This window comes from Porphyromonadaceae bacterium W3.11, from assembly GCA_030434245.1.
Lineage (GTDB): Bacteria > Bacteroidota > Bacteroidia > Bacteroidales > Porphyromonadaceae > Porphyromonas_A.
In genome coordinates, this window is the sequence record JAUISX010000003.1 from 274,482 (window position 1) to 288,632 (window position 14,151).

A 14,151-nucleotide genomic window follows, 5' to 3' on the forward strand; every position below is an offset into this window, starting at 1 on the left:
GAAGATGAAATACGACTTTTTTATGAATGATATTGATGAGGACAACGGCGTTATCACAGCGATGATGCCTGTTGTGATTCCCGAAGATGGGGATAACTCAAATTACGAAATAGATCCCTCTAAGATACCAGCAGTACTACCGGTACTGCCACTTAGAGATATGCTGCTATACCCAGGCGTAACCGTGCCCGTCATGGTGGCTAGGGAAAAAAGCAAAAGGCTCATAGACTACCTAGATAGTGTAGATAATAAGCATGTCATGGTAGTGGTGCAGAAAGAGCCAGAAACCGAAGACCCGGGCTTTGATGACCTCGTAAAGATTGGGACCATTGCTGAGGTGATTCGTGTCATGGAAGTCAATGACGAACTAATCACCATCATTATTCAAGGGAAGGAGAGAGCTGAGCTAATTTCACTAACAGCCTCAGAACCATTCTTATCTGGGGTGTATGACCTGAAGCCAGAGGAACGCCCCACAGAATCCGACATGGAATACAAGGCTCTTGCGACCATAATTAAGGAAACGCTAGTAAAGCAGATGATGCTTTTGGGCGAGGCTCCAAAACAATTCATCACCTCCGTGATGAGAATGACTAGAGAGGAGAGTATCATCAACTTTGCATGTGTCTATCTCGGCCAGTCTATTGAATCTAAGATTGGTTTGCTGATGGTGGACTCACTAAAGCAAAGAGCCTATCAGATCCAAAAGATCGCTAACCAAGCTGTATCCATGGCTGAACTGCGTCATGAGATCCAACTCCGTACGAAGAGTGACATGGATAAGCAGCAAAAAGAGTACTTTCTCCAGCAACAAATGAGGGTTATTAAGGAGGAGCTCTCAAGTAATGAGGATGGGGAATACAACGAACTTGAGGCTAAAGCCAAAAAGAAGAAGTGGAGCAAAGAGGTAAAAGCTGTATTCGAAAAGGAGCTGAACAAGCTCCAACGCATGATGCAGCAAAGTCCTGATTATTCCATCCAAGTCCAGTACCTTGAAACGATGCTTGAGTTGCCTTGGAATGAATATACTAAGGACAACTTCAACCTTAAGAATGCCCAAAAGGTCTTAGATCGAGATCACTTTGGACTAGATAAGGTGAAAGAAAGAATCGTAGAACACCTAGCCGTATTGAAATTGAAGGGAGATATGCGTTCTCCTATTATCTGCTTATATGGCCCTCCTGGAGTGGGAAAGACATCGCTGGGTAAAAGCATTGCTGATGCCCTGAAACGCAAATACGTTAGGATTTCCCTAGGAGGCCTTCACGACGAGGCAGAAATAAGAGGACATCGCCGTACTTACATAGGGGCGATGCCAGGACGTATTATCAAGGGATTCCTCAAAGCAGGATCTTCTAATCCTGTCTTTGTTCTTGATGAGATAGATAAGTTAGCTAGCGACTATAAGGGAGACCCATCGAGTGCTCTTCTAGAGGTCTTGGATCCAGAGCAAAATAGTACCTTTCATGACAACTACTTAGATGTAGATTTTGATTTAAGCAAAGCTCTATTCATTGCGACAGCCAATAATGTAGCAGCCATTCCAGCTCCTCTACGAGATAGAATGGAGATGATTGAGGTCAGTGGATATATTCAGGAGGAGAAGGTGGAAATTGCTGCTCGTCACTTGCTACCAAAGGAGTTGGAGAACCACGGTCTAGAGAAGTCTCAAGTCCGAATTGGCAAGAAAACGATTGCGGCCATCATTGACAATTACACTCGTGAAAGTGGTGTCCGTCAGTTGGAGAAGAAGATTGCAGCTGTCCTAAGAAAGGTAGCTCATAAGATAGCGACCTCTATGGATGGTGACGAGGCGATAAAATTGCCACTATCCATTAATCCGAGCGACCTAAAGGAGTATCTGGGGTCACCTATCTTCATCAGCGAGCAGTACGAAGGAAATAAACATGCAGGAGTCGTAACTGGCTTAGCGTGGACCAGTGTTGGTGGAGAGATTCTCCTAATAGAGAGTGCTATTAGCCCTTCCAAGAATGGCAAGATGACTATCACTGGTAATCTAGGTGACGTCATGAAAGAGTCAGCGATACTGGCTCTAGAGTATATCAAGAGCCACGCTGCTCTATACGACATTCCAGTAGAGATTTTCGATCAATGGAATGTACATATCCACGTCCCCGAAGGAGCTATTCCAAAGGATGGACCAAGTGCAGGGATTACCTTGGTAACGTCGCTAATATCTACTTTTACCCAAAGGAAAGTGAAGGCGAATATCGCCATGACTGGTGAGATAACCCTTCGTGGCAAGGTGCTTCCTGTAGGAGGGATCAAAGAAAAGATACTCGCAGCAAAAAGATATGGCATTACGACCATTATCCTGTGCGAAGAAAATAGAAAAGACATCGAGGAGATTAAAGAGGTGTATCTGAAAGGTCTTAACTTCACTTACGTATCCGACATTAAGGATGTGATTGATGTGGCCCTGACGAAGACTAAGGTAGAAAACCCTATTGATCTTTCCATCAGAGTGAAAGATAATTCCTCGGATAAATAAAATAAATAAAAAAGATATAATATATGGCACTTAAATGCGGTATCGTGGGACTTCCCAACGTCGGAAAATCCACTCTATTTAACTGCTTGTCCAATGCGAAAGCTCAGTCAGCAAACTTTCCTTTCTGTACCATTGAGCCAAATGTCGGCGTCATTACAGTTCCAGATGAGCGACTGAATAAGTTGGCTGAGCTAGTCAATCCCCATCGTATCGTTCCGACAACGGTGGAGATTGTTGATATAGCAGGCTTAGTAAAGGGGGCCTCAAAAGGTGAAGGGCTAGGCAATCAGTTTCTAGGAAATATCAGAGAGACAGATGCCATTATCCACGTGCTCCGATGCTTTGATGACGATAACATCACCCACGTAGATGGGACGATTGACCCTGTAAGGGACAAGGAGGTCATCGACATGGAGCTGCAACTGAAGGACCTTGACACCATCGAGTCGAGAATATCCAAGGTGGAGAAACAAGCAAAAACTGGTGGTGATCAGAATGCCAAAATACTATTTAATGTACTGAAGGCTTACAAGGATGCTCTAGAGCAAGGACGCTCTGCGCGTACCGTCTCTTTCGAGACAGAGGATGAAAGGAAATCCGCTCGTGAATTATTCCTACTGACCGCAAAGCCTATCCTATATGTATGCAATGTGGATGAGGGAAGTGCCGCTACAGGCAACCAATACGTTGAAGCGGTCCGTGAGGCGATCAAAGATGAGAATGCGGAGATACTAATCATCGCAGCTCAGACTGAAAGCGAAATCGCAGAATTGGAAACGTATGAAGAGCGACAGGAATTTTTAGAGGCTGCAGGACTCACTGAAAGTGGAGTCTCTAGGCTCATTCGCTCGGCATACGCACTCCTAAACCTTGAGACTTTCTTCACTGCTGGAGTACAAGAAGTGAGGGCATGGACCTATACGAAAGGATGGAAAGCACCGCAGACTGCTGGTGTCATTCATACCGATTTCGAAAAAGGGTTCATCCGTGCCGAGGTCATCAAATACGATGATTACATTCACTACGGTTCGGAGCAAGCTGTCAAAGAAGCAGGAAAGCTAAGCATCGAAGGAAAGGAGTATGTGGTCCAAGATGGCGACATCATGCACTTCCGTTTCAATGTATAACACATCCTATTAGTTTGAGAAATAATAGAGGCAAGGTTTCAAGTTGTGAAACCTTGCCTCTTTCAATTAATCCTCCTACTATACCTCTCAACAGGTCTATCAAAAAATATTGGCATCCGATAAAACAAAATAATAAACGCATACTTATTCTTCTAAGTCTGATCATTTAATATACTTCCCTTCTACCAATATTTAAGAAAGTGATGTAACTTATATCTTCACCTTTATAGAATACTCCGTCATATTTACGAGCAATAATAGTATTCCTGTCATATTCGATCCACTCACTCCCAATCATTTCTAACAAAAAACACCTAAATCAAAGATCACTAAAATATTACGTTTTATTGTTTTTTACAAACATTTATATATATTTACAATTAAGTAGGAGTAACATACGTATTCTTACTCTTTTTCTGCAGAAAAACACATTGTTTGATTTGAAATTTTATTTTCATAAAAAAGTTTTCACAAACGTCTGCACTTTGATTACTGTTTTTATTATTTGTGACTCATGAATTGGGTACACACTTGAACCGTTATTTTAGTATTATATTGACATGAATAATCATAGGATCGACTTATGCCTTCTCGTTATTTTTCTGACGCTACTCTCAGATAATGTAGTCAAGGCTCAACAGGATACGCTTCAACTAAAGGTATGGTATATCACTAAGTTCAAAACTTATGAAGAGCAAAAAAGACCACAAGAAGAGAAAACTATCCTAGAGGTAGGTGCCGTTCGTCGTAACTTTTTTTCACCCATAGTGAATCGGAAAGAGTTTGTAGTTGATAGTCTAACAAGGGCAGGCGTCTCACGTGATGAATTTCTAAGTGAGATATATAAATACCCCAGTCCAAAATTTGTAGACCGATTCTTTATAAACTTCCCTAAACCAGGCAAACTCACCTCTACCCACAAGTCGATGACATATTACACGTATGAAGAGGATATCGAACAGCCCCAATGGCGGTTGCTGAGTGATACCCTTAGTATCGTGGGCTACCCTTGTATAGCTGCTGAATGTGACTATCGAGGTCGCCAATGGAAAGCATACTATACCCTTTCCATCCCTGTAGATGCAGGGCCATGGAAGCTCTCGGGATTGCCAGGATTAATATTAAGAGCGGAGGACTCAACAGGAGACTTCTCATTCGAATGCGTTGGTATTCAAAAGGGGAAGGGTAAACTATTATTTACCCCTACACTAAAAAAACATGTCTCATGTACACGACAAGAGTTAATGGAATTAATTAGGAGAGCAAAAAAGGATTTTGTCGGCTATATGAAACAATATGGTTTAGATGCCACCCAATCTTGGGATGCCAATGGGAACCCTATAAAATATAAACCCCAAACAGCTCTTTTTCTGGATAACTAATAACTCAAAGAATATTTTTTCATATTAATGTTCACTCCTGCTCATGGATAAGATAAGATTTTCTCCCAGATTATTATTCCTACTCTCAGTATTCCTACCCCTCATCGGATATAGTCAAATGCTAAAGATAGAGGGGACAGTATTAGATAAAGACCAGAGGCCTATCCCTCAGGTATTGGTACTCGTCAGAGATGCACAACAGAAACCTATCGCTTACGCCACATCTGAGAGTAATGGGCAGTTTGTAGTCAGCTACCCATCTGAGCGAGATGCCACAGACATCTCTTGGCGCCTATTAGGATGGGAGACACTCACGACCCCAATAGCTGAGTGGAAGAATGGGAGCGTCATCACTCTTAAGGAAACAGCCATAGAACTAAATGAAGTGACGGTAAAAGCTAGTAAGATAGAGCAGAGAGGTGATACGCTGAGCTATCAAGCCAGTGCTTTTAGACATAAGCAGGATCTAAAGATTTCAGACGTTCTAGCTAAACTTCCCGGCGTAGAGGTAAAAACGGATGGGACCATAAAATTTCAGGGGAAGAGCATCAATAAGTTTTATATCGAAGGTATGGACCTTCTCGGCAATAGGTATAATATAGCCAGTAATAATATTGATGCCTCGAAGGTCAAAAAAATAGAGGTGTATAAGAATCATCAACCTATCCAAGTCCTCCAAAATGTTAGCTTTAGCGATCAAGCAGCCCTTAATATTATACTAAGTGATGATGCCAAGAGCGTGTGGCAGGGTGTCATTAATCTAGGCATAGGCTCAAAAGTGCAGAAAAGAGCAAAATTCCTCAGAGATTCACGCGCTATGGTGATGTTCTTCGCTCCAAAGATGCAGAGCATCTCCATGGTAAAAACGAATAATATCGGAGAGGATGCAAAGTTTGACATCAGACAATTAGCAACAGCGGAGCGTTCTCTTCCGAAAGAAGAGGGACTGCTATCAGAAATTAGACTGAGGACATCGGGGGTCGCTTACGAGAGGTATCGGTTCAATGATAGTTATTTAGGAACATCCAACTGGCTATTTCGCACAAAGGGAGGAAATGACCTACGCATCCAGCTACATGGTTATATGGATAAGAGCATGGTCAACCAAAGCAGACAGACTAAATATCTGCAAGTAGGGCATGGGGAAACCATCACGGAAGATATTGCAGCAAAGAATCGTACCGCTGAGGGTAATCTAGAGGTAAAATATGAAGTAAATAAGAGTGGTGGCTTCTTTAATACCAAACTCAAAGGATATGCCGACCTCATTCGCTCGACTGGTATATCCTACTTGAATAGTCAAAAGATAGAGCCTCACATAACCTCACGGCATCAATGGATCGAGCACGACATGAAGCTCATACAGAAAACTAAAAATGGTCATAAGTGGTCTGTCGTATCTCAAATGATGTATAGCCATCTGCCTGGAGACTTATTGTTGGTATCAGGGGAGTGGCAACAGATGGGATTAAACGCCTTTGACTGGGAGGCTTATGCTTCATTTGGGCATCGCCTATGGGGATTAAATATGGACTATATGATAGGCGTGACAAATAAATCACAGCAACTTAGCCATACGATTAGCAACAATGCGAAAGAAAAACAGTCTTATTCGGCATGGACTGAATTTATTGAACCCTCCATAAATTATAGAAAAGGGCTTTGGTCTCTCACGACTAAGATGAGAGCAAGCCTTCTTCAGCAACAACTAGCAGGAAATAGTGGCTCTCACTTCCTTTTTGACCCCTACCTCCGTATCTCCTATGAGCCTACTCCTAAAATCACATTTTCGGCAAACTTATCTCAAAACAATACTCCGCAAGATATCAAAGTGGCATCAACCATACCCTTCTATCTAGATTACAACACCATCATGAAAGGGAGTGGAAAGCTAGAACACTTGACCACTAGAGCTATCTCAGGAAACATTAAATATGAGAATCCCGTCAAGAGTTTTTTCTCTAATCTAACCATTGCATACTACCAAAATCGTAATAGCATCATCTACAAAGCTAACATCAGTGATATTACATACATACAAGAGGCAACGGACCTAAGAGATAATAGTCATGGATATAATGTCTCCGGACGAATGAGCCAAGCCATAGGATGGAGTACTCTTAACCTTTCTTTATTTGGCAACTATAATCATCATAATTATCATATCCTAATAGGCAATGATCTAATGCCTTATACCTCTAATCGTGGTTCACTACTTCTTAACGCCTATTATCATCCTATATCGGATCTTTCATTTGATTTGAGCAGCTCTATCAATCACTCATCCATGGGAGCTAAGGAGCAAAAGGAGAGAGCAAATATAGTCTCATACGAGCACAATCTTAAAGTCTTTTATATGCCAGGGAAATGGACCATAGAGTGGGTAAATAACTTCTTTCACAGCCCAGATAAGTCGATAAGCAACAATTATCTATCCGACCTCTCCATATCTTATCGAGACAAAAAATATGAAGCGAAGTTAGAGTGTCGTAACATTTTTGGGACAACCGAGTATGTAAGACGGTGGCTAACCCCTATGCGTGAGAGTTCCTCTGTCACAAACCTAAGAGGCCGTGAGATCATAGCTAAGATTTCATTTAGTTTTTAGATCTAGGCTAGGCGGTAATGACAAATCAAAAGGGACTACCCTGAAAATGGGGGCCAAGGGAGAGGACGTATTCTTCTTATATGAAACAAAAATGCTTCTCATAGGACAAAATATTTTTTGTTATGAGAAGCATTTCTGTTTCATATAACTAAAAAATCATCAACTATATTCACAATCTCACTCACCTACATGTACGAAGTCGATTTGTAAATAATTCACCAAGAACAGCACTTCCGACATTCTCTTATAATCTCTGAACTATCTCTGCCTCTTCTTCGCCCGAACTTATGTTAAAAAAAAAGTAGCCTGCAACCATTATCTTTGGGGATAAGGTGCTAATTTGGTAAATTTGCTTAGCATGCGGAGTGGTATATTCGGAGCCCACTCATAAACCCTAAAGAAATAAAATTAACAAAATAATCATATATATAATTTAGATAACAACACACTATGCAGTTATTAGAGAACCTTGTAGCAAAGGCAAAACAAAACAAACGCCGTATCGTACTACCAGAAGGACTTGAGGAGCGTACTCTTCGTGCCGCTGATCGTCTATTAGAGGATGAAGTGGCTCACATCATCCTTATCGGCAAACCTGATGAGGTTAAGGCTAAAGCATCGGAACTAGGATTAAAGAATATTGATAAGGCTGAGATTGTATGCCCTATTAATAACCCTAAGAAGGAAACTCATGCTAACATCCTTTTCGAACTTCGTAAGGCCAAAGGGATGACCATCGAGGAAGCTACTAAACTAGCTGAGAATCCGCTATATCTAGCTTGCTTGATGATTAAGAATGGTGATGCTGATGGCGAAGTTGCGGGTGCCTTCAATACCACTGGTAATGTACTTCGTCCAGCCCTTCAGATCATTAAGACTGCACCTGGGATCCGTGTCGTTAGTGGTGCATTCATTATGATTGTTAATGATCAAAAATATGGCGATGATGGTGTGCTTGTCTTCGGAGACTGTGCTGTGATGCCTGATCCAAAAGCTGACGAACTGGCTCAGATAGCAGTATCAAGTGCTAGTACAGCTCGTACTCTAGTAGGTATGGAGCCACGTATTGCTATGCTTAGCTTTAGCACCAAGGGTAGTGCAAAGCATGATAACGTTGACAAGGTCGCTGAAGCTACTAAACTGGCTCAAGAGATGGCTCCTGAATTATCCATCGATGGTGAGCTACAGGTAGATGCTGCTCTAGACCTAGCTACTGGTCAGAAGAAAGCTCCAGGTAGTAAGGTGGCAGGTAAGGCTAACGTCATGATCTTCCCTGACCTACAGGCTGGAAATATCGGCTACAAGCTGGTACAGAGACTTGGTGGTGCTACTGCAATTGGCCCTATCCTACAGGGTATCGCTATGCCTGTGAATGACCTAAGCCGTGGTTGCTCTGTAGAGGATATCTACTATATGGTAGCTATCACTAGTAACCAAGCTACTGCAGCATTGGCTAAGAAATAATTTTGGAATCACATAATTACAACATAAGAGATATGAAAATACTTGTACTCAATTGTGGAAGCTCATCTGTAAAGTATAAGCTCTACGATATGTCAGACGAATCTGAAATCACTTCAGGTGCCGTTGAGAAGGTAGGCCTGCCTGACTCTTTCCTAAAGTTTAAGCACAATGGCGAAAAGATCCAAATCAACCGCGAACTGCCAACTCAGTCAGAGGCGGTACAATTGATCCTAGACACGCTTACCGACTCTAAATACAATTTCCTTAAGAGCTACGATGAGATCGGTGCTGTAGGTCATAGAGTGGTACACGGCGGTGAGACATTCACTAAAAGTATGGTCATTGATGATGAGTGCCTCAAGGCTATGAATGACCTTATAGACCTTGCTCCACTTCACAACCCTGCAAATATTAAGGGAGTAGAAGCAGTGACCAAACTTCTTCCGAACGTTAAGCAAGTAGCTGTATTTGACACTGCTTTCCATCAAACAATGGAGCCTTATGCTTTCCATTATGCTCTACCATACCGCATGTACAAGGATCTAAAGGTACGTCGCTATGGATTCCACGGAACTAGCCACCGCTATGTAAGCAAGCGTGCGTGCGAGATACTAGGGCTAGATTACTCTAAGGCTAAGCTTATCACTTGCCACATCGGTAATGGCGGTTCTATCGCAGCTGTGAAGGGAGGTAAGGTTCTTGATACTAGCATGGGACTTACTCCTACAGAAGGTTTGATTATGGGGACTCGTTCTGGTGACGTGGATCCAGGTGCTCTAGCTTTCATTATGGAGAAAGAGAATATGGATAGCAAGGGACTAAGCAACTTAGTTAATAAGGAATCAGGTGTTGCTGGATTCTCTGGCGTTTCTAGTGATATGCGTGATATCGAGGCCGCTATTGAGGCAGGCAACGAGCGTGCTCGCCTAATTATGGATATGTACAACCATAGAATTAAGAAGTATGTAGGTGCTTACCTAGCACTTCTGAATGGTGCTGATGCTATTATCTTCACTGGAGGCGTGGGCGAAAACCAGGCTGAGACTCGTGAATATGTATGCGAAGGTATGTCATATGCAGGAATCGAACTTGATAAAGAGCTTAATAATAGTGTACGTGCTAAGGAAGTCGTTATTTCAACTGATGCTTCTAAGGTAAAAGTGATGATCGTTCCAACTGATGAGGAGCTAATGATCGCTAGAGATACACAAGAGCTGGTAAAGTAAATACTTTGCTAAATCATATATAATCAAAAAGCCCTTGCTTCGATATCGAAGCAAGGGCTTTTCTCGCTATTGTGAGTGTCGCTTGATAGCAACCTTCTACGTACTTTCGGGTTGATCGTAGATACTGTCCCCAAAAAGTGTGTAAGTCCCAAGAATGTTATCTTTGAAAAGTTAAAAACAAAAGATAAACAAGAAGATGAGACTTACACAAATGCAATTTAAGGAAATTCTATCAAACGTGATGACAGAGCCAAATGGAGTTGGTCGTTTAATGGAGTTAATCATCGAAATAGCGATGCAAGGGGAGAGGGAACTGTATAAAGAAGATAGTGGCGATGTGAGCAATGGATACCGCCCCCGTCGCATCTTTGCGAGTGGTAATATGCTAGAATTACGAGTACCCCGAACTCGACAGCAGGGCTTCATGCCCTTGATTTTAGGCGTTCTCAAAGATCAAGAGAAAGAGATGGGAGAACTAGCAGGTTATCTATATAGCTGCGGTAATACGATGGAGGATATCTCTGGAGTATTCGAGTGTTTGTATGGTAAACGTTATAGTACGAGTCAAATCAATCGTCTCTCCTTATCGACCCAAGAAGCAGTAGAAGAGTGGCGTCAAAGACGTCTACCGAGGACTTTAGAGGCACTTGTTATCGATGCTACATATCTTCCTGTACGGAGAGGAGAAAGTGTGAGCAAGGAGGCATTTTTTGTAGTGATGAGTTTAGATAGCGAAGGACGTCGAGACATCGTGGGTGTCTATAATAATCCAACAGAGGGAAGCGGCATCTGGGGCGAGTTTTTTGAGGATCTAAAAAGCCGAGGACTCGAAGAGGTAGGACTAATCATTTCAGACGGGTTGAATAACATTGAAGAGGTTGCACGTGAGCACTTTACAGAAGTGGAAGTCCAGCTCTGCACGGTGCATCTACAGCGAGAAATAACTCGAAAGATACGCCCTCGAGATAAGTCAGCCATCGCAAGTGATCTACAGGAGGTCTTTAGTAAAGACGGCTCAAGAAGCTCACCTTTAGATGGCCTAGAGAGCTTTAAAAACTTTGCGTTCAGATGGCGTAAGAGCTATCCTTTTCTCACAAAAATAGCTAACGGTCAGAGGATAGAGTATTACTTCACATACCTAAAATACGACGTCAGTGTTCGCAAGTACATTCATAGTACTAACTGGATAGAACGCTTCAATAGACAGGTAAAGAAAGGGGCTCGATATAAATGTGCATTACCTAGCGTAGAATCCGCTCTACACTTGATAGGTAGTATTGCAATCAATGCAAACTATCTGAAGAAAAGAATAGGAGATCTAACTCTTGGACTTAGGAAGAACAATGAAAAGTAAATAACAACAATGTGCTTTATTTTCCAACACAAAGATATCAACCTAAAAGAATACGGCAAGGCGGTGTCTCCGCGGTGCTACGACAGCCTTGCCTTAATTCTTTATTGGTCTATCTTTAATGTTTATGGAAAACAAAGCGAAAAAATATGTAGGTTTGCTTTTCAGAGACGCATTCTGCCGTACACACTTTTGGGGACACTACCTGATCGTATCAATTAGTCTGCTTTTACTCACTCGGCATCTGACATAGTATCTTATCTATTTTAGAAATCTCGGCAGACTTGCACGCAAATCTGCCGAGATTATCACTTCGTATAAAGCTTTATAATATAGATATGATTATCTCACAAAATCTAATTCTTTGATGAGATTATCTGCACCAGCGTACTTATCAATCGCCCACAATACGTAGCGGATGTCCACGTTGATACAACGCTGTAAGTTTGGTTCGAACTCAATATCACCACTCATTGCTTCCCAGTTTCCGTCAAAAGCAAGACCGATGACATTACCCTCGCCATCAAATACAGGGCTACCAGAGTTACCACCAGTAATATCATTGTTAGAGATGAAGTCGGTATGTAGCTTGCCATCTTTTGCGGCATACTGGCCAAAGTCCTTATCTCTAAACTTCTGAAGTAGATCTGGCTGAACGTAATACTCACTGCTATTAGGATCTTGCTTTTGAAGAATACCATCCTCAGTAGTATAATACTTATAGTACGCACCATCGTAAGGGGTATAACCACCTACACTACCATAGCTGAGACGCATAGTAAAGTTTGCGTCACTTGGCAGATACTCATCACTCATTTCCTGAAGACCAGCAAAGAAGAGACGACGATTCTTAAGGTTAGCCCATCTGTTTGAGGCTAACTGTTCGTTAATACTCTTGATTTTATCATAGAAGCTATCAAAGACTACGACTGCAGGGTCTGTATCATGAGCCTTTTCAAAAGCCTCATAATTCTTAAGAGCCTCTACCATAGCGGTCTTATTCATGATCACTGAGTTATCATATACATAGTCAGCAAATAGCTCATAGTTATTATCATACTCATCTTCGATTAACTGATAAATAGATGGTAGGTTTTCAGGCTGTACCTTCTCCTTAACGACTTTCAACATCACAGGAAGTGTAGCACGACCTACCTTAGGACTGAAGTCCTTATACAATCTATCTGCATCAAACTTCTTAATGTCCTTATCAGGCATTGCCATAAAGGAGCCAATTTCGGTACCACCTAGAGCTTCAATTAGCACCATGCGATCATAGGTAAGTGCTCCACTAGCTTCAATAGCAGATTGAAGATCATTCAAGACCTGACCATATTTCTGGGTGCGTGCAGCATCAGCAGCTACCCACTCAGCAAAATCATTCTCGATTTTCCTCTTATTACCTATCACATCTAGAGCCTTAAGGCCTTTATTCATGCCGATAGAGTTCTTCCAATAGTTAGAACTGCCTGCATACTTACTTGCATATTGAATACGAATAGCCTGCTCTGCATCCATGTACTTACTCCATACATCTTGCTTCAAGCCACGGACTAAGATGCGAGGTTCATTTTCATTCTCCATACGATTCTTCACACCCCAGCTACTTAGATAGCGGTCAGTGCTACCTGGGAATCCGATGGTCATGGTATAGTCCCCTTCCTTAACACCTCTAAGAGAGATCTTAGCAAAACGCTTTGGCTGGTATGGTCTATTGTCCTTTGAATAATCTGCAGCTTCGTTATTCTTGTCTGCATAGACACGGAATACAGAGAAGTCATTAGTGTGACGCGGCCACATCCAGTTATCAGAGTCAGCACCAAACTTACCCATAGATGTCGGTGGGGCTAATACCATACGGACGTCGGTAAATACGTCATATACTACCAAGAAGAAAGCATTACGCTCATAGAATGCATAGACACTAGCTTCTACATTCTTCATCCCCTTGTAAGGCTCAGTGATCTGATTCATCACTTCTTGCTGAGCTTTGATACGCTCCATCTCATCATCAATACCTGAAGCTGCAGCCATAACTTCTGGTGTGACATCGACGAATTCCTTGAGATATCTTACTACAAGATTTGGAATTGGAAGCTCTTCTGAAAAATTATGAGCCACAAAACCATCTCTCAAATAATCATGCTCTACTGAGCTTTGGCTCTGAATAGATCCATAACCACAGTGGTGGTTAGTAAAAATCAGACCTTTATTCGAAACAGTAACGCCAGTACATCCATTACCAAAGATAACGACAGCACTACTTAGACTATTGCCATCCGCAGAATAAATCTGCTCAGGAGTCAGTTTTAGACCAAGTTCCTGCATTCGCTGAATATTCTCTTGCTTCAGCTGATTAATTAGGTACATCCCCTTATCAGCTCTAGCATTTGTTGCTAGCAGCATCAGGGCAAGTCCTAAAATGATTGTTTTTAAATACCTCATAAATTGTTCTTAAAAATGATATAGTGTTTTATAAAT

The 14,151-nt window shown here is 41.9% G+C and carries 8 protein-coding genes; 7 read left to right on the plus strand and 1 reads right to left on the minus strand.

The window, feature by feature from the left end; all coding sequences use genetic code 11:
- The first annotated feature begins 4 nt into the window (after positions 1-4).
- The 7 genes from lon to QYZ87_06140 all read left to right on the plus strand — a co-directional run bounded on the left by lon (position 5) and on the right by QYZ87_06140 (position 11,673).
- Positions 5-2,512 (plus strand): endopeptidase La, encoded by a 2,508-nt coding sequence (lon, locus tag QYZ87_06110; protein ID MDN4754101.1) that lies wholly within the window; start codon positions 5-7, stop codon positions 2,510-2,512.
- A gap of 23 nt (positions 2,513-2,535) precedes the next feature.
- Positions 2,536-3,639: a redox-regulated ATPase YchF gene (ychF, locus tag QYZ87_06115; protein MDN4754102.1), complete on the plus strand. Its 1,104-nt coding sequence runs from the start codon at positions 2,536-2,538 to the stop codon at positions 3,637-3,639.
- Positions 3,640-4,199: 560 nt separating this feature from the next.
- Positions 4,200-5,021 carry a GLPGLI family protein gene (locus QYZ87_06120; protein MDN4754103.1) on the plus strand — a complete coding sequence of 274 codons (822 nt, stop codon included), beginning with the start codon at positions 4,200-4,202 and terminating at the stop codon, positions 5,019-5,021.
- Positions 5,022-5,064: 43 nt separating this feature from the next.
- The gene (locus QYZ87_06125; protein ID MDN4754104.1) at positions 5,065-7,629 is read left to right on the plus strand and encodes a hypothetical protein; all 2,565 of its coding nucleotides are present in this window, start codon (positions 5,065-5,067) and stop codon (positions 7,627-7,629) included.
- 450 nt (positions 7,630-8,079) lie between these two features.
- The gene (gene pta, locus QYZ87_06130) at positions 8,080-9,093 is read left to right on the plus strand and encodes a phosphate acetyltransferase (protein ID MDN4754105.1); all 1,014 of its coding nucleotides are present in this window, start codon (positions 8,080-8,082) and stop codon (positions 9,091-9,093) included.
- Between the two features lie 32 nt (positions 9,094-9,125).
- A complete protein-coding gene (locus tag QYZ87_06135) occupies positions 9,126-10,319 on the plus strand; it encodes an acetate kinase (protein MDN4754106.1) in 1,194 nt (397 codons plus the stop codon).
- Between the two features lie 211 nt (positions 10,320-10,530).
- Entirely contained in the window at positions 10,531-11,673 is a 1,143-nt protein-coding gene (locus QYZ87_06140; GenBank protein ID MDN4754107.1) for an IS256 family transposase, read from the plus strand.
- Between the two features lie 339 nt (positions 11,674-12,012).
- Here QYZ87_06140 and QYZ87_06145 read toward each other — a convergent pair whose 3' ends face one another.
- Complete coding sequence (locus QYZ87_06145) at positions 12,013-14,115, minus strand: S46 family peptidase (GenBank protein MDN4754108.1); 2,103 nt, start codon at positions 14,113-14,115, stop codon at positions 12,013-12,015.
- Positions 14,116-14,151 lie beyond the last annotated feature (36 nt).

Coding starts and splice junctions, on each gene's coding strand:
- QYZ87_06140 (MDN4754107.1), top strand. CDS start 10,531: ATGCAATTTAAGGAAATTCTATCAAACGTGATGACAGAGCCAAATGGA.
- QYZ87_06120 (MDN4754103.1), top strand. CDS start 4,200: ATGAATAATCATAGGATCGACTTATGCCTTCTCGTTATTTTTCTGACG.
- ychF (MDN4754102.1), top strand. CDS start 2,536: ATGGCACTTAAATGCGGTATCGTGGGACTTCCCAACGTCGGAAAATCC.
- QYZ87_06135 (MDN4754106.1), top strand. CDS start 9,126: ATGAAAATACTTGTACTCAATTGTGGAAGCTCATCTGTAAAGTATAAG.
- lon (MDN4754101.1), top strand. CDS start 5: ATGAAATACGACTTTTTTATGAATGATATTGATGAGGACAACGGCGTT.
- QYZ87_06125 (MDN4754104.1), top strand. CDS start 5,065: ATGGATAAGATAAGATTTTCTCCCAGATTATTATTCCTACTCTCAGTA.
- QYZ87_06145 (MDN4754108.1), bottom strand. CDS start 14,115: ATGAGGTATTTAAAAACAATCATTTTAGGACTTGCCCTGATGCTGCTA.
- pta (MDN4754105.1), top strand. CDS start 8,080: ATGCAGTTATTAGAGAACCTTGTAGCAAAGGCAAAACAAAACAAACGC.